This is a genomic window from Hymenobacter sp. UYAg731, from assembly GCF_054061335.1.
In genome coordinates, this window is the sequence record NZ_JBSSEC010000002.1 from 97,466 (window position 1) to 113,529 (window position 16,064).

Here is a 16,064-nt window from a genome sequence, read left to right on the forward strand (position 1 = left end):
TATTCGCTATGAACAATTTCACCTACCTCCAGGCCACGCAGGCAAAAGAAGCCACCGCTGCCGTAGCCGGCACCAAAAGCGCCGCCTTCATCGCCGGCGGCACGACTTTGCTCGATTTGATGAAGCTGAATGTGGAAAACCACAGCCAGCTGGTGGACATCAACATGCTCGCCTTCAAAGGCATTGAGCAAACCAGCGACGGCCTGCGCATTGGCGCGCTGGAGCGCATGAGCGACGTGGGCGAGCACCCGCTGGTGGTGCAGAACTACCCGGTGGTGTCGGAGTCGCTGCTGCTGGCGGCCTCGCCGCAGCTGCGCAACATGGCCAGCATCGGCGGCAATTTGTTGCAGCGCACGCGCTGCGGCTACTTCCGCGACACAGCCTTTCCGTGCAACAAGCGCGAGCCCGGCTCCGGCTGCCCGGCCCAAGACGGTGAGAACCGTGGCCTGGCCATCCTCGGCACCAGCAAGTCGTGCATCGCCACCTTCCCCGGCGACCTCGCCGTGGCCCTCGCCGCCCTCGATGCCGTGCTGCTGCTGGAAAATGCCAAGGGCAAGCAGCGCCGCGTGCCGCTGGTCGATTTCCACCTGCTACCCGGCACTACGCCCCAGAAGGAAACCGTGCTGGAACCCGGCGAGCTGACTGTTTCCGTCACGATTCCAGCCGCCGCGCACGCCCGCAAATCCACTTACCTGAAGGTACGCGACCGGACTTCCTATGCCTACGCGCTGGCCTCGGCCGCCGTGGGGCTCGATGTGCAGGGGGGCACCATCCGCTCGGCGCGAGTGGCGCTAGGCGGCGTGGGCACCAAGCCTTGGCGCTCATTAGCTGCCGAGAAAATCCTGACCGGCGCGCCGGCCACGGAGGCCACGTTCCGGGCTGCCGCCGCCGCCGCCGTGCGCGACGCCCAGCCCCGCGAGCAAAACCGCTTCAAAGTAGAGCTGGCCCAGAATACGCTGGTGCGCGCCCTCACCGACGTGGCCGCCAAATCCTAATCCTTCCGAGCCATGTACGACAACGAACCCGCTTTCTTCGAAACCTCTCCCACGCCCGGCGTGGTGGGCAAGCCCCTCAACCGCGTGGACGGGCGCGACAAGGTGATGGGCCGCGCCAAATATTCGGCCGAGTACCCCTTGCCCGGCCTCACCTACGGCGTACTCAAAACCAGCGACATTGCCAAGGGCCGCATCCAGAGTATTGACACCAGCGCGGCTCAAAAAGAGCCCGGGGTGCTGGCCATCTACACCCACGAAAACCTGCCCAAGCTGGCCAAGACGCCCAACGATGCCGACGGCAAAAAGGCCATCGGCGCGCCCATGGGCTTCCTGCCGATGACCTCGGACGTGATTTTCTACGCCGGCCAGCCGGTGGTGCTGGTGGTGGCCGATACCTTCGAGCGCGCCACCCACGCCGCCCGCCTGGTGCGCGTGACCTACGCCACCGAGCAGCCCATTGCGGCCTATACCGACCCCAAAGCCCAGCTTTTCAACCCCGAGAAAATTCAGGACGGCAAGGCCGACGGCTACACCCGGCGCGGCGATGCCCGCGCCGCCATGGCCAGCGCTCCGGTGAAAATGACAGCCGTGTACACTCACGCCATCAACCACCACAACCCCATGGAGCCGGGCGCGACCACCGCCATCTGGGAAGCGGCCGACCGCGTGACGGTCTATGAGTCGACCCAGGGCGTGACGCGCACGCAGAAGTCCTTGTCCACCATGCTGGGCCTGCCGCAGGACCAGGTGCGGGTCATCACGAAATACATTGGCGGCGGCTTTGGCTGCAAAGGCTCTTGCTGGCCGCACACCATCCTCACGGTACAGGCCGCCAAGGCCTTGGGCCGGCCGGTGAAGCTGGTGCTCACCCGCCAGCAGCAGTTCACGAGCATGGGCCACCGCGAAGACCAGACCCAAACCCTGAGCGCCGGGGCCACCCAGGACGGCAAGCTGCTGGCCCTGATTCACGAGAAAACCTCTACCACGTCGCCCTGGGACAACTACGCCGAAAGCAACAGCAAAATCATCAACCTGCTGTACGAGTGCCCCACGTTTGAGTCGCACTACGAGTTGGGCCGGGCCAATGTGATGACCTCGACCTTCACCCGAGCTCCCGGCGAGGCCCCCGGCTCGTTCGCCATCGAGTGTATGATGGACGACCTGGCCTATAAGCTGGGCATCGACCCCATCGAAATCCGCCTGCGGAACTACGCCGAGAAGGACCCCAGCACCGGCCAGGCCTGGAGCAGCAAGGGCCTGCGCGAGTGCTACGCCCGCGGGGCCGAGCTCTTCGGCTGGAGCAAGCGCAACCCCAAAGCGGGCGTGACCCGCGACGGCCGCCAGCTGGTGGGCTGGGGCATGGCCACGGCCAGCTACCCGGTGCATAACTCGCAGGGCACGGCCCGCGTGCGCCTTTACGCCGACGGCCACGCCGTGGTGCAGAGTGGGGCCACCGACCTCGGCACCGGCACCTATACCGTGATGACGCAGGTAGCGGCCGACTCGCTGGGCCTGCCACCCGAAAAAATCCGCTTCGAGCTGGGCGATACCAAGCTGCCCACCGCGCCCAACTCGGGTGGCTCGGTGGCGGCGGGCACGGTGTCGTCGTCGGTGTACATGGCGGCGCAGGATGTGTGGGAGCGGCTGACCAAAGTGGCCATTAAAGACCCCAAATCCCCACTTTTCAAGGCCAAGCCGGAAGAAGTGGTGATGGAAAAAGGCCGCCTTCAGCTGAAAGCCAACCCGGCGAAAGGTGAGGATTTCAAAGCTTTGATGAAGCGGGCCGGCATGGATGATATCGAGGGCAGCGGCCAGGGCAAGTACGGCGCGGGCTACGAAGCCGGCCAGAGCGCCGCCACCGCCGACCCCGCCCACAAAGACGAGGCCGGCAAGCACTCCATGCACTCCTTCGGCGCGCACTTCTGCGAGGTCCACGTCGACCCCGATTTGGGCACCGTGCGCGTGAAGCGCTGGGTGAGCGTACACGCCGCCGGCCGCATTCTCAACGCCAAAACCGCCCGCAGCCAGATTATCGGCGGCAGCATTTTCGGCATCGGGGCGGCCTTGATGGAGGCCACCGCCCGCGACCCGCACTACGCCCGCTACACCAACGCCGACCTGGCCGACTACCACATCCCCGTGAACGCCGACATCCCGGACATGACCGTGGAATTCATCGACGAGCACGACCCCTTCATCAACGCCATGGGCGTGAAAGGCATCGGCGAGATTTCGATGGTGGGGGTATCGGCCGCCGTGGCCAACGCCGTGTTCCACGCCACTGGTAAGCGCGTGCGCGATTTGCCCATCACCCCCGATAAAATCCTGGGCACGAAGGCCGTTTAACTCATGCTTTTGGATTCTTCCCCCCGCGCCACCGCGCCCGCTTCGGCCGGGCCGGTGGCGTTGCTGTTGCTGGCCGCCGGAGCCTCTACCCGCATGGGCCGGCCCAAGCAACTCCTGCCCTACCACGGTCGCACCCTCCTGCGCCACGCCGCCGAAACAGCAGTGGCCAGCGGCTGCGCGCCCATTGTGCTGGTGACTGGGGCACTGCACAAGGAATTATTGGCCGAGGTAGCAGGCCTGCCCGTCCAGGCCATTCATAACCCTGAATGGGAGACCGGCATGGCCTCGTCCATCCGCGCCGGCCTGGTCGCCCTTGCCGAAACCCGGTCCGCCGCCGTGCTCATCATGCTCACCGACCAGCCCCTGGTGACACCGGAACTGCTGCGGGAACTGATAGACCGCCAGCAACAAATGCAAGCCCCCATCGCGGCTGCTTCCTACGGCGACACGTTGGGCGTACCCGCCGTTTTCGCCCAATCCATACTGCCGGAGCTTCTTCAGCTACAAGGGCAGCAGGGCGCTGGGCGGCTCATTGCCAGCTTGGGCACGGCGGTGGGCCGGGTGCCCTTCCCGGCCGGTTTACTCGATGTGGACACGCCGGAGGACTATAATAACTTACAGCTGCTAAACACTGCGCCGCCGGTGGCGGGTGCCTCTTAGCCCGTCAAGCACGACCCGCCGCGCGCGGCGGGTGCCTCTTACCCCGTCAAGCATGGCCCGGCACCGGCGGCGGGTGCCACTTACCCGCCTAGGCATGGCCCGGCACCGGCGGCGGGCGCCTCTTAGCCCCTTAAGCATGGCCGGGCAGCGCTGCCGGGCTATGCTTAAGGGGCTAAGAGGCGCCCGGCAGCGCTGCCCGGTGCCTGTTTACTTCGTCCCCGATTCCAGCTGGCGCAGCTTATCGGCCTTCCAGGCCGTGACGGCCACCACCACCAGCGTCATCATCCCCCCAAACACGACGCTGGTCACCGTACCCATCAGCTTGGCCGCCGCGCCGCTCTCGAAACCGCCAATCTCGTTGCTGGAGCCGATGAAGATGTTGTTCACTGCCGAAACGCGCCCCTTCATATACTCTGGGGTGTAAGTATGGATGAGCGTGGAGCGCACAATCACCGAAACCGAGTCGAACACGCCTGTCAGGAACAGCAGAAACAGCGACAGCGCGAAGCTTTTCGACAGCGCAAAACCAATCGTGGCCAGCCCGAAACCCGCCACGGCCCACAGCAGCTTGCGCCCGGCCCGGCGTTTCAGGGGCGAATACGTCAGCCACACCGCCATCAGCACCGAGCCCACGGCCGGCGCGGCACGCAGGTAGCCCAGCCCATCAGGGCCAGTGTGCAGAATGTCTTTGGCGAAGATGGGCAGCAGCGCCACCGCCCCGCCAAACAGCACCGCAAACAAATCCAGCGACAGCGCCGCCAGCACAATCTGGTTGCCGAAAATGAAGCGCACGCCGCTCAGAATGCTCTCACCCAGGCTCAGCCGCTCGCCCTCGCGCACGGGCAGCGCCCGGCTGGCAATGCTCAGAAACAGCAGCAGCGAGAGCAGCATCAGCCCCGCATCCACGCCGTAGGCGAAGCCCTTGCCCATCTTCGCAAACAGCAGCCCGCCGATGGCCGGCCCCAGCACCGCCGCCGCCTGCCAGCTGCTCGAATTCCACGTCACCGCGTTCGAGAGCAGGCTACGGTCCGGCAGCAGCTGCGGCATAAACGAAAACACCGCCGGCCCCAGAAACCCGCGCGCAATGCCGCTCACAAACAGCACCACGTACAGCATCACCACATACAGCGGAAACGAGGCCAGCTGCTGGTTGGCAAACATGGCCATGCCCGCCGGCTTGGTCAATAAAAACAAGCTCAGCGAGCACAGAAACAGCACCACCATCATGGGCACGATGATGCGCTTGCGCGGCACCGAATCGGCCACGTGCCCGGCGTAAAGCGACACGGTAATGCTCGGAATGGCCTCGGCCAGCCCAATAAGGCCCAGCGCCAGCGGGTTGTTGGTAAGCTCGTAAATCTGCCAACCCACCACCACGCCCTGAATCTGGCTGGCAACGGTGAACAGCACGCGGGCCGACACCAGCCGGCGAAAATCGGGAACGCGCAGGGCCGCGTACGGGTCGTGGGCCGGCGAAGAATCAGCAGAAGGCAGCATAAGCACGTAAAAACCGCCTGTCCGGCGGCCAGCGGCAAAGGTAGGTCCGCCCCGGCCTTGCCGGTTGGTTTGGCCGCCCCTTTTCGCCTACCTTGCGCCCCCACATTCACCGCGCTTTCAGCTCCCGCTCATGCAAGATTTCGGCCTGGAAATAACCCCCCGCCCCGACTTGCCGGCCATTGTGGCCCGCTGGCAGCGCGAAATCACCGCGTCGGAGCTGCAGCACGGCTACCTCGGCATCCTGGCCGCTGGCGATGCCCTCGGCTGCTGGCGCTGGCTGCTCGACCTGCGCCGCCGCGAAGAGCTGGCCACCCCCGCCCTCACGGCCTGGGTCAATGCCGAATTCTTCCCCCGGCTCCCGCAGCGCTACCCGGCCCCCGTGCGCATTGCCTTCTTGGTCTCGCCCCTGCGCGCCGCCACCGAGCAATCGGCCAGCTCCGCGGCGGCCCTCAGCGTCGCTTCCCGCCCCGAGCAAGGCTACCAAACTGCCCTGTTTACCGACGAGGCTACCGCCTACCACTGGCTCGCCCAATGAGTTTTAACTCAGACTCCCCAAATTTTGTACGGGCTTCGGAAACTTTTTTTCAAAAAAACACCTAGATGATTCCCCCCCCAAAGTGGCCTAGATGAAGTTTTGAGGAAGGTTGCTTAAAATTGCCAAAAAGATTCTGGCATTTTTCCACCAATGCCTATTGCGTAAGTGGATTCCATTTCTCTACATTTGGTCTGATTCTAGCGGGGTAAAACCTACCGCCGCCCGTCGCTCCCAATTTTTTTCTCGGTAACTGCATACTATGGCCTAAAGCTCTACGTTCCCCTATTCCGTAGCCCTTTATGGACCTCATGCAACCGAGCGACTCCGCGCTCATCTCGCTCTACCTGGCCGGCCAGGAATCCGCTTTCGGCATCCTGCTCGAGCGGCATCGCAGTCGTGTGTTCACGACCATCCTCCTCATCGTGCGCGACGAGGACGTGGCTGAGGACCTGTTGCAGGACACGTTCATCAAGGCCATCCACACCATGAAAGGTGGCCGCTACAACGAGGAGGGCAAGTTTGCGCCCTGGATTTGCCGCATCGCGCACAACCTGGCCATCGACTCGTTCCGGCGCGGCAAGCGGGTGCCTCATATTAGCCTCACCGACAACGAACGTTTAAACAACACCCTGACCATTGCCGACGACGGCCCGGACGATATTCTCGCCCGTGAAGAAACCCACACCCGCCTTCGGGCGTTAATCCAGGAACTGCCCGCCGCCCAAAAGGAGGTGCTGCTCATGCGCCACTACGGCGATATGAGCTTCCAGGAAATTGCCGACGCCACCGGCGTGAGCATTAACACGGCGCTGGGCCGGATGCGCTACGCGCTAATAAACCTGCGGAAGAAAATGACCGCGAATTCCCTGCATCATTATGATTCAAACCTTACCCCATTCGACACTGCTCCAGTATGTGTACAACGAATTGCCGGTTGAAAGGCAGCGCGAGGTAGAGGAGGCGTTGCAGCACGACCCGGACTTGGCCGCGACCTGCGCCGACCTCCTTTTGGCCCAGCGGGCTCTCGACGGCGTCCGCCGCGAGCCCCGGCCCGAAACCTCCGAGGCCATTTTGCGCTACTCGCGCACTTTCTTGAGCAAGTCCTGAGCCCCTTCAGTTTTTTGTGGCGGCCGCTCCGCATCCCGCGTCGGCGCGGGTAATTGGTTCGCCAGAACAGTAAACCACGGTCATGCTGAGCGCAGCCGAAGCATCTCTACCGCAGCAGTAATCCTATCGATTGGATTTACTATTGTGGTAGAAATGCTTCGGCTGCGCTCGGCATGACCGTTCTATTTTTGATTGCTTTTCTCCCCACCGCATGACTCGCGCCAACCGGTTTCGCTACTTCCTCGATTATTTCACCACCAACTTCCCGGAGCCCAAAACCGAGTTGGCCTACGGCAACCCCTATGAGTTAATCGTGGCCGTAGTCCTCAGTGCCCAATGCACCGACAAGCGCGTGAACCTGGTGATGCCCGCGCTACTGGCCGAATTTCCTACCGCCGCGCACCTCGGCGCGGCCACTGCGGATGACATTTTTCCCTTCATCCGCAGCGTTTCCTATCCGAATAACAAGGCCAAGCACTTGGCCGGCCTGGGCCGGATGCTCACCGAAGAATTTGGTGGCGAAGTTCCCCGCCTGATTGAGGAGCTTCAGCGCCTGCCCGGCGTAGGCCGCAAAACGGCCAATGTGGTGGCTTCGGTTATCTACAACCAGCCGGCGATGGCCGTTGACACCCACGTTTTTCGGGTATCGCACCGCCTGGGCCTCGTGCCCAAAACTGCTACCACACCCCTGGCCGTGGAGAAAGCCCTAGTGCGCTACATCCCGGAGGAGTTAATCAACAAAGCCCATCACTGGTTGATTTTGCACGGCCGCTACATCTGCGTGGCGCGCTCACCCAAATGCAATATTTGCCCGTTGGCCCCTAGCTGCGCCTATTTTGAGAAGCATTTTGGTATGGCGCTGGCCTACGTTCCTATCCCGAAGACCTGATGCCCAACGGCTGGAAACACACTTTTGGGAGGCGCTTCAGTATTCAAAGTTCAATTGCAGGTTCTAGAAAGTACAAGGTGATTCTGTAGTAGCACAAAATTACTCGGCAGCCGCTTCCAGAATTTGCTGTACCTGTGCGGCCATGTGTTGGCGGTCGAATTCCTGCGCGGCTAAAGCATGGCCATTGGCACCGGCCCGGGCCAGCATTTCGGGCTGACGCAGCAAATTCTGTAGCTGCGCGGTCAGCGTCGGAGCATCGCCAGCCGGCACGTACCAGCCACAGGCGTGCTGCTCTACCAGCGCCTTGGTCCAGCCCCGGTTGGTGACAATAACCGATGTGCCAACGGCCAGCGAGTCGTATAGCTTCGCGGGCGAGTTGGAATCCAGTACTGGCAGTCCCAGAAACGAAACCACCGACACATCGGCCAGCGCAAACCACTTGAAAACCTCGTGGCGCGCCTGCCCCCGCACCAGCCGGATGCGCCCCGGCCAGCGTGCCGCCGCTGCCGCAATCAGCGGCTCAAAAAATCCGTGGCCCAAAAACAGCCAGACCACTTCTGCATCGTTAGCCGCCATTATTTCAGCGGCCGCCACCAGCGTCGGAATATCATTGGCCCGCCCAAAAGTGCCCGCGTACAGCACCACCCGCTTGCCCGCCAAGCCCTGCTCCCCCCGAAGTTGCGCTACCGCCGCCGGCGTAGCGCGCGCCGCTAATTCCAGGTCGGTACCATTGAGCACGGTCGTGACCTTCTCAGCTGAAATTCCCAAATCCGCCACATAGCGCGCCATATCCGGTGAGAGCGGCAGAATGTGCCGGGCACTTTTATACAGCCGCTTCTCCAGCTGGTAAAGCTGCTGCCGGGCCAGCGCCGTGGGTACCGCTCCCATCGCAATTGGAAACGCCGGCCACAAATCCTGCACCTCGAATACCCACGGCACCCGCCGCCAGCGCGCTACCTGCGCCGCCGCCCAAGCCGCCGTCAGCGGCGTGCTGATGCCCCAAATTACGTCCGGCTTATCAAGCCGCAGCCCCTCACGCACGGCCCAACCTGCATACTGTGCGAAGGCCAGCGCCCGCCGCACCGGCCCCATCGTATTATCATACCGCACATTGGCTTCGCGGATTTCCACCCCTTCCGGCACCCAGGGAAATTCCTGCGTCAGCCGCTGGCCTTTCCAGGCGGGCGTGGTCAGCAGCGTCACCCGGTGCGTTTTGGCAATATGGGCCAGCAACGTGTAGTGCCGGCTGGTAGCCGGGCAGTCAGGATTGGTGTGGTACTGGCTGAAAACGGCGATGTGCATAGAGTCAATGCGGAATGCGGAGTGAAGAATGAAGAATTAATGGACGTAGCAATTCCTCATTCTTCACTCCGCATTCTTCATTACCGCTTGGGCCGGTAGTGCGAGTCATTGAGGATGCGCTGGGCATTCTTCTCAGCCATCAGGCGGCCCAGCGTCACGTCGGGGTGCTCGGCCACGTACTTGCGGATAATCTGCAGGCCCACCCACTGGCCCACGCGGCCGGGGCAGGTTTTATCGATTTCGGGTACATTAGGCCGCTCGCCCACGTACTTCTGCAGCAGAAACGGCGTGGTGATGTAGAGCAGATTCTTCTCCAGAAAATGGCCCCACACCCGGCCCTCATTGGCATCCAGCCCCACCATTTCGCGCTTGGTGTAGCCCATCAATACCGAATCGGGGGTGCAGGGCAGTATCAAGCTGGCGAAATAGAGCGACTTACCGGCATGCACCATCGCGTCAAGCATAGTATTAGCCGTTAGCTCGTGTTTGTTGTACTTGCTGGCCACGTCCTGGGCCAGCAGCGGCATGAGGCCGGCGGGCGTGTAGCGGCGCAGCATGTACTGTGGCAGGTCGGGCCTTTTGCTGGCCCTGGGGCCGATAAACCAATCCAGGCTCAGCACCAGCAGGCTGTCATTCACATAAATATCCTTCGCCAGAAAGCCGCTGACGTAGGTAACCGTGGGCGGCACACGGAAATCGGGAAAGTAGTAATGCACTCGCCGGAACATCTCGCCCAGGTCGTGACGCAGCGCGGCGCTGTCGGGGAAGGCGGCGGCCGTCTCGCGGCCCACTTTCTGCAAGGCCGGGTTGGTGGCCAGCTGCACCAGGCTACCCTCCAGCTCTTTTTCCGTGGCCGGCTGGCGCCGCAAGTAGTAGCGCGCAAATGCCGGGTTGGCATTCATAAACTGCTGCGCCTGCGCCGGGGTTTTTAGCTGGAAGAAAGCCGGCTCCAGGCGCTGCACGCGCATGGGCACGGCCGCCGCATCCTCGGCCGCGTCGGAGCGGCAACCTTCGGCCGGGCCGCTTTTGCAGCCGGCAAAGCCGAAGCCGATTCCTAAAAAGAGGGGCAGCCAGCGCCGCCAGGCAAAATTATTCGTATCCACACACGTTACTTTGAAGTAAAATTAGCCAAAACCTAGTGGCTGCCGGCTGTTGCCGACGGCAATCGAACGATAAACCCACATGAAAAAACTACTGCTCGCACTTTTCACGCTCGCCGCTACCATTGGCAGCGCCTCGGCCCAAGTCGAAATCGGACTGAAAGTTTCCCCGTCTATCACCAGCCTGCGGGCCGAATCCACTTCCGATAACAACTTCGCCAGCGATGGCAGCAAAGTAAGCTTCGGTGGCGGCCTCGTGGTCGATTATTTCTTTGGCGAGAACTACGCTTTCAGTACTGGCCTGCTGCTCACGGGCAAAGGCGGCACCATCCGCTACAACGAAGCATCGCCTAGCACACTAGCTGTCCAGCAAAAAATCACCACGCAATATCTGGAATTACCACTCACGGTTAAGCTTTTCACCAACGAAATTGCGCCCGCCACGCGCCTGTACTTTCAGGTCGGCGGCTCACTGAATGTGCCCATCGGCACGCGCATCGGCGGTGAGAAATTCTACAAAGACCCCGCTACTGGCACCGAAAACAAGGCCAGCGACTACGTCTATTTCATCGATGCTGATGCTCTGGCCGCCATAGGAGCCGAGTATCAATTGGGCAAGAGCACCAAGATTTTTGCCGGTATCCGCTACAACCGCGGCTTGGTCGACATTGACCATTACTATGAAAGTAACCGCAAATTCAAGGACGTAACCATCAAGAACAGCGGCGTTGCCTTGGATTTAGGCATCAAGTTCTGACCGCAGATTCAACGGTTTTAGCGGATTGAACAGATTTCTTATGGTTCAATTCCCTTCAGCTCCCCCAAATAAAAAGCGGCTGCTCGATTGAGCAGCCGCTTTTTATTTGTTCCGTGAATTAGTGACAGCAATGGAGTGTAAACCACAAAAAACCCGTTCAATCCACTAAAATCCGTTGAATCTGCGGTCAGTCTACTATTTCTACCTCGCGGTCCTGCAAACGGCTCATGGCGGCGGCCGACGAACGCAGCTGGATTTCCTCGCCCCGCTCGTCTTCGATGCGGTAATCAGTGAGGCCCAGGCTGCTATCATTCACCACTTTCACCCACTTGTAGTACTTGAGGTACCACTTCATCTGGCGCGAAATCAGCCCTTTGGTGTAGTACGCATACAGGAACGGATGTACAGACAGCGTGATGCCCGACTGATTTTGGTTCACCAGCAAGTCGTCGATGCTATTGTCGATGTCGTCCGTCACCTGGATGGAGGCGGAAATTTTGCCCGTGCCGCCGCAGGTGGGACACACCTCGCCGGTCACGATGTTCTCGGCCGGCCGCACCCGCTGGCGGGTGATTTGCAGCAGACCAAATTTAGTGATGGGCAGCACGGTGTACTTAGCCTTGTCGATTTTCATCACATCGCGCACGGCATCTTCCACCTTCTTGCGGCTTTCGGCCGCACGCATATCAATGAAGTCAACCACGATGATGCCGCCCATATCGCGCAGGCGCAACTGGCGAGCCACTTCTTTGGCCGCCAGCATGTTAATCATCAGTGCGGTAGCCTCCTGGTCATTTTCCTGGTTGCTCTTGCTGCCCGAGTTCACGTCGATAACGTGCAGGGCTTCGGTGTGCTCAATGACGAGGTAGCCGCCACCGGGCACGGTCACGGTCTTGCCAAACAGCGTTTTCAGCTGTTTCTCAATCCCGGTTTGCTCAAAAATCTTGATTTTCGAGTTGTGCAGCTTCAACAGGCCCAACCGGTCCGGCGCAATTTTCTGCAAGTAGTCCCGCATTTCATCGTACATCGCCGGGGCATCCACGGTAATGCTGTCGAACGACTCGTTCAGCATATCCCGCACCATCGATGACGTGCGGCCCAGCTCACCAAGCACCTTGTCGTTGGGCTTGGCAGTGCGTAGCGTACTGTACAGCTGCTCCCACTTCGCCACCATGTCCTGCATGTCCTTGTCGAGCTCAGCTACTTCCCGTCCTTCCGCCACGGTGCGGATGATGACGCCGAAGTTTTCGGGCTTGATGCTGGCGATGAGCCGCTTGAGCCGGTCCCGCTCGGCTTTGCTCACAATTTTTTTGCTGACGCTGATGGTGTTCGAGAACGGCATCAGCACGAGGTAGCGCCCGGCCATCGAAATGTCGGTGCTCACGCGGGGGCCTTTGGTCGAAATCGGCTCCTTAATGATTTGGACAACGATTTGCTGACCTTTCTTGAACACGCTTTCCGCCTTCCCCACTTTTTCGAGGACGGGTTCAAACGTAAATTTTTCCAGCCCGGCGCTGGGCGCCCGGCCGCTCTGTACCGTGCGGGCCCACTTCGTGAACGAAGGGAATTGCTCGCCGAGGTCGCCGTAGTGCAAAAACGCGTCCTTTTCGTAGCCAATATCTACGAAAGCTGCGTTCAGGCCGGGCATCACCTTTTTCACGGTGCCCAGGAAGATGTCGCCTACTGAGTAGTTGGTGTCGTTGCGGTCGAAGTGGTATTCAATCAGCCGCTTGTCCTGCAACAACGCTATTCGCTCGCCTTCCTGAGTAGAATTAATGACTAATTCATTACTCAAAGCCTTGATTTAGTTAAGGTAACCTGCCGGTAATGCCGCCAACAGCCTACCCCGAAACCGGCAAAGGGAAGCCAGAACCTGACGGTTCTGGCTTCCCTCGCGAGCCACGGGAAAAGCATCTGGCGCGGCCCCACTCGGGAGGCTACGTGAGAGATAGGCAGCTGGCTCCCTTCCCGTTAGGAAAACTGCCGGCCGCCGCTACGCCCCGTGAGGCTTACTTCTTCTTGTGACGGTTCTTGCGCAGGCGCTTCTTGCGCTTGTGAGTGGCAATCTTATGACGCTTTCTTTTTTTACCGCAGGGCATGATGCTTGGGGGTTAAGTTGGTGATTGATTGTGTCGTAGCTATTTCAATTTGGCAATTTCCTCTTCGACCGAAGCGGCCAGCGCGGGGTCGTTGCTGAGGCTTTTGGCGGCGAGGAAGGCCTGTTTGGCTTCTTCCTTAGCGCCGGTACGGGCCAAAGTTACGCCGAGGTAGAATTGTCCGTTCACATTTTTCGGATTGACTTTCACCAAATCCTGGAAACGCTTCACGGCTTTGTCGTACTGGTTGCTTTGCACCGCGAGTATCCCCATGTTATACAGGGCTTTCTCGTTGCGGGGGTCGGCTTCCAGCACTTCGCGCAGATAGGTTACCCCCTGCACGGGGTTTTCGGAGGCCATGTAGGCCATGCCGAGGTTGGTCTTGGCATCGAGGTTGCCGGGTTGGTCCTTCAACACCTTTGTGTAGAGCTCCCGCGCCTTGCCACCGAGCAGTTTCACCCGCTCGTCGGTAGCCGCAAAGCTAAACGCCTGGAAGTAAGCATCAGCAGCCTGCTGCCAGTGTTGTGCGCTGGGCTTGGCCAGGGCCACCTGCTCCAGGTAATAGCCAGCGCTATCGAAACGCTCCACGTCGTTGTAGCGGCGGGCCAGGGTGGTGGCCACCGTGGCTTTGGCATCGGGCGTGGCAGCGGCCTCATATTCACCCAGCAACCGGGCCAGTTCCTGCCGTTGGGCAGTGGTGGTGGTGGTGTGAGGGGCGGCGTTGGGGCCTTTGTTTTCGGTAGCAGTGGCAGGTACCGGCCCCGAGGAAGCCTCGGTTTTGGAGCCGTTGGTAGCCATGCCACCGCCGTCACGGTTGGCTGTGGCGGCAGCGTCCTTGCTCAGCTCCGATTTGCTCTCTTTCGGCTTCATGATGCCCTTGGGCAGCACGTATAGCCCGCCAACCAGCGCGAGCGCGGCGGCGACGAGAACCAATTGATGCGGAGCAGTGCGAGTAGTAGCCATTAGCTGAAAAAAGCCGGCCGCCGGGCTTTCCCTCGCGGAAAAGACACCGGCGGCGCGGCCGGCAATTCATTGTTGTTAGAAAACCGACAGGAGGTTAATCCGCCTGCTTGTTTCTTAACAAACAAAATTAGGCTTTGGCCGCAACGGCTTTCACCTTCTTGCTGTTCTTAATTTTAGCCACGAAGGTTTTCGACGGCTTGAAGCTCGGGATGTAGTGCTCCTCGATGATGAGGGACGTGTTTTTCGAGATGTTGCGGGCTACTTTACGAGCGCGCTTCTTGTTTACGAACGAGCCAAAGCCGCGCACATAAATGTTGTTGCCCTCGGTCATCGAATCTTTCACGACTTTGAAGAAGGCTTCAACAGTCATCAATACATCAGCTTTCTCGATGCCGGTCTTCGTGGAGATTTCGGCGATTACCTCAGCTTTAGTCACGTTGGTATGGTACTTAGAATGTTTGAAAAAAATACAGTTTTAGGCAAAAAAGTCCTCAATTCCAGCGTAAGCCCTTGCCCGGTAAGCGGTTCGCCCTTGAATTGGGGCCACAAAGGTAACCCCATTTTTTTGTTTTACCAATCAACCCTTCTAAACTAGGTGTTGGCCCAAATTATTCGCTTTCAAAATTTTGACCGCAAAAACCGCTCACCCTTCCTTTCTGGCTTCGGCCTTACTGGCCTGGTACCCCCGCCATCAGCGCGACCTGCCCTGGCGCCACACCCGCGACCCGTACGCCATCTGGCTCTCGGAAGTTATTCTGCAGCAAACGCGTGTGGCGCAAGGCCTTCCGTACTACGAAACCTTCCTGGCCGCCTACCCTACCGTGCATGACATGGCCGCCGCGCCCGAGGCAGAAGTGCTGCGCTACTGGCAGGGCCTGGGCTACTATTCCCGGGCCCGCAACATGCACCGCACCGCCCAACAAGTGGTGGCCGAGTACGCCGGAAAGTTTCCCGGCACCTACGCCGAATTGCTGACGCTGCGCGGCGTGGGACCCTACACGGCAGCGGCCATTGCCTCGTTTGCCTTCGATGAGGCGGTAGCAGTGCTCGACGGCAACGTGTACCGGGTGCTGGCCCGCATTTTTGGCCTGCACTCCGATATCGCCGCGCCCAGTTCGCGCAAGGAATTTCAGGCCGTGGCCGACCAGCACATTCCCGCCAGCACGCCGGCCGATTTTAACCAAGCCATTATGGAGTTTGGGGCCATTCAATGCACGCCGGCTAAGCCCGACTGCCTGTTTTGCCCTCTGCAGCACCAGTGCTGGGCGTTTCAGCACGGGCAGGTGGCGCTGCTACCGGTAAAAAGCAAGGCAAAGGCGTCGCGCACGCGCTACTTCCATTACTTCGTGCTGCGCCACGGCGAGCAGACGTACCTGCGGGAGCGGCGCGAGAAAGACATCTGGCAGGGCCTATACGATTTTGCGCTGGCCGAAACCACCGTTGCGGAACTGCCCGCTGCGGAGTTGCAGCGCCACCTGGAGGCGTTGGGCGCGACCCTTGATATCAATCAGGTGGCTGAACCTAGCGCAACTTATCGCCATGTGTTGAGCCACCAGAAGCTGGAGGCGCGTTTCCACCCAATGGTGCTAGCGGAGCCACTGCCGCAAGCTGCGTTGCGCGATTTGGGCTTGCGGGCTTATTCTCTGGCAGAGATTGAAGCGCTGCCCAAGCCCAAGTTGATTGCTAATTATTGTGACCAAAACCTTTGAAAAGGCTCATCCCAATTAAATTAGATTTTTCAGCCTTTATTTTTAGTAAAAAAATTGCCTCGCAAATTTAATTTCTTATCTTTGAAACAGAGAAGGCCGGGTGGCTTT

Annotated in this window: 15 protein-coding genes; 9 read left to right on the forward strand and 6 right to left on the reverse strand. The window is 60.3% G+C overall.

The window, feature by feature from the left end; translation table 11 throughout:
• The first annotated feature begins 8 nt into the window (after positions 1–8).
• The 3 genes from ACVWYF_RS04955 to ACVWYF_RS04965 are packed head-to-tail and all read left to right on the forward strand — an operon-like array spanning position 9 to position 4,001.
• Positions 9–995: an FAD binding domain-containing protein gene (locus ACVWYF_RS04955; protein ID WP_457065242.1), complete on the forward strand. Its 987-nt coding sequence runs from the start codon at positions 9–11 to the stop codon at positions 993–995.
• 12 nt (positions 996–1,007) lie between these two features.
• Positions 1,008–3,341 (forward strand): xanthine dehydrogenase family protein molybdopterin-binding subunit, encoded by a 2,334-nt coding sequence (locus ACVWYF_RS04960; protein WP_457065244.1) that lies wholly within the window; start codon positions 1,008–1,010, stop codon positions 3,339–3,341.
• A 9-nt stretch (positions 3,342–3,350) separates the two neighbouring features.
• Positions 3,351–4,001 (forward strand): nucleotidyltransferase family protein, encoded by a 651-nt coding sequence (locus tag ACVWYF_RS04965; protein WP_457065247.1) that lies wholly within the window; start codon positions 3,351–3,353, stop codon positions 3,999–4,001.
• 207 nt (positions 4,002–4,208) lie between these two features.
• Here the strand turns inward: ACVWYF_RS04965 and ACVWYF_RS04970 are convergent, their stop codons facing one another.
• Positions 4,209–5,498: an MFS transporter gene (locus tag ACVWYF_RS04970; RefSeq protein ID WP_457065249.1), complete on the reverse strand. Its 1,290-nt coding sequence runs from the start codon at positions 5,496–5,498 to the stop codon at positions 4,209–4,211.
• A gap of 130 nt (positions 5,499–5,628) precedes the next feature.
• On the opposite strand from ACVWYF_RS04970, the gene ACVWYF_RS04975 reads away from it, so the two are divergent.
• The 4 genes from ACVWYF_RS04975 (at position 5,629) to nth (ending at position 8,029) form a co-directional block, all read left to right on the forward strand.
• Positions 5,629–6,033: a hypothetical protein gene (locus tag ACVWYF_RS04975; protein ID WP_457065250.1), complete on the forward strand. Its 405-nt coding sequence runs from the start codon at positions 5,629–5,631 to the stop codon at positions 6,031–6,033.
• 299 nt (positions 6,034–6,332) lie between these two features.
• Complete coding sequence (locus ACVWYF_RS04980) at positions 6,333–6,971, forward strand: RNA polymerase sigma factor (RefSeq protein ID WP_457065252.1); 639 nt, start codon at positions 6,333–6,335, stop codon at positions 6,969–6,971.
• Positions 6,949–7,140: a hypothetical protein gene (locus tag ACVWYF_RS04985; RefSeq protein WP_457065254.1), complete on the forward strand. Its 192-nt coding sequence runs from the start codon at positions 6,949–6,951 to the stop codon at positions 7,138–7,140. The genes ACVWYF_RS04980 and ACVWYF_RS04985 overlap by 23 nt, the downstream gene beginning before the upstream one ends.
• Before the next feature lie 211 nt (positions 7,141–7,351).
• A complete protein-coding gene (gene nth / locus ACVWYF_RS04990) occupies positions 7,352–8,029 on the forward strand; it encodes an endonuclease III (RefSeq protein WP_457065256.1) in 678 nt (225 codons plus the stop codon).
• 99 nt (positions 8,030–8,128) lie between these two features.
• On the opposite strand, the gene ACVWYF_RS04995 is transcribed toward nth, so the two are convergent.
• Both ACVWYF_RS04995 and ACVWYF_RS05000 read right to left on the reverse strand, forming a co-directional pair.
• The gene (locus ACVWYF_RS04995; RefSeq protein WP_457065259.1) at positions 8,129–9,331 is read right to left on the reverse strand and encodes a glycosyltransferase family 4 protein; all 1,203 of its coding nucleotides are present in this window, start codon (positions 9,329–9,331) and stop codon (positions 8,129–8,131) included.
• An 80-nt stretch (positions 9,332–9,411) separates the two neighbouring features.
• A complete protein-coding gene (locus ACVWYF_RS05000) occupies positions 9,412–10,434 on the reverse strand; it encodes a gliding motility protein GldB-related protein (protein WP_457065261.1) in 1,023 nt (340 codons plus the stop codon).
• Between the two features lie 79 nt (positions 10,435–10,513).
• On the opposite strand from ACVWYF_RS05000, the gene ACVWYF_RS05005 reads away from it, so the two are divergent.
• A complete protein-coding gene (locus tag ACVWYF_RS05005) occupies positions 10,514–11,188 on the forward strand; it encodes a porin family protein (protein ID WP_457065263.1) in 675 nt (224 codons plus the stop codon).
• Between the two features lie 187 nt (positions 11,189–11,375).
• Here ACVWYF_RS05005 and ACVWYF_RS05010 read toward each other — a convergent pair whose 3' ends face one another.
• The 3 genes from ACVWYF_RS05010 to ACVWYF_RS05020 all read right to left on the reverse strand — a co-directional run bounded on the left by ACVWYF_RS05010 (position 11,376) and on the right by ACVWYF_RS05020 (position 14,716).
• A complete protein-coding gene (locus ACVWYF_RS05010; protein WP_457065265.1) occupies positions 11,376–12,983 on the reverse strand; it encodes an Rne/Rng family ribonuclease in 1,608 nt (535 codons plus the stop codon).
• A 343-nt stretch (positions 12,984–13,326) separates the two neighbouring features.
• Entirely contained in the window at positions 13,327–14,247 is a 921-nt protein-coding gene (locus tag ACVWYF_RS05015) for a tetratricopeptide repeat protein (protein WP_457065267.1), read from the reverse strand.
• Positions 14,248–14,374: 127 nt separating this feature from the next.
• Positions 14,375–14,716, reverse strand: coding sequence for an HU family DNA-binding protein (locus ACVWYF_RS05020; protein WP_457066499.1), 342 nt, complete (start codon positions 14,714–14,716; stop codon positions 14,375–14,377).
• A gap of 157 nt (positions 14,717–14,873) precedes the next feature.
• Between ACVWYF_RS05020 and mutY the strand changes: the two genes are divergently transcribed.
• A complete protein-coding gene (gene mutY, locus ACVWYF_RS05025) occupies positions 14,874–15,956 on the forward strand; it encodes an A/G-specific adenine glycosylase (RefSeq protein ID WP_457065269.1) in 1,083 nt (360 codons plus the stop codon).
• The last annotated feature ends 108 nt before the right edge of the window (positions 15,957–16,064 follow it).

Excerpts from the sequence above, each read along its gene's own strand:
- ACVWYF_RS04955 (WP_457065242.1), top strand. The coding sequence starts at position 9 with ATGAACAATTTCACCTACCTCCAGGCCACGCAGGCAAAAGAAGCCACC.
- ACVWYF_RS04960 (WP_457065244.1), top strand. The coding sequence starts at position 1,008 with ATGTACGACAACGAACCCGCTTTCTTCGAAACCTCTCCCACGCCCGGC.
- ACVWYF_RS04970 (WP_457065249.1), bottom strand. The coding sequence starts at position 5,498 with ATGCTGCCTTCTGCTGATTCTTCGCCGGCCCACGACCCGTACGCGGCC.
- ACVWYF_RS04975 (WP_457065250.1), top strand. The coding sequence starts at position 5,629 with ATGCAAGATTTCGGCCTGGAAATAACCCCCCGCCCCGACTTGCCGGCC.
- ACVWYF_RS04980 (WP_457065252.1), top strand. The coding sequence starts at position 6,333 with ATGGACCTCATGCAACCGAGCGACTCCGCGCTCATCTCGCTCTACCTG.
- nth (WP_457065256.1), top strand. The coding sequence starts at position 7,352 with ATGACTCGCGCCAACCGGTTTCGCTACTTCCTCGATTATTTCACCACC.
- ACVWYF_RS04995 (WP_457065259.1), bottom strand. The coding sequence starts at position 9,331 with ATGCACATCGCCGTTTTCAGCCAGTACCACACCAATCCTGACTGCCCG.
- ACVWYF_RS05005 (WP_457065263.1), top strand. The coding sequence starts at position 10,514 with ATGAAAAAACTACTGCTCGCACTTTTCACGCTCGCCGCTACCATTGGC.
- ACVWYF_RS05015 (WP_457065267.1), bottom strand. The coding sequence starts at position 14,247 with ATGGCTACTACTCGCACTGCTCCGCATCAATTGGTTCTCGTCGCCGCC.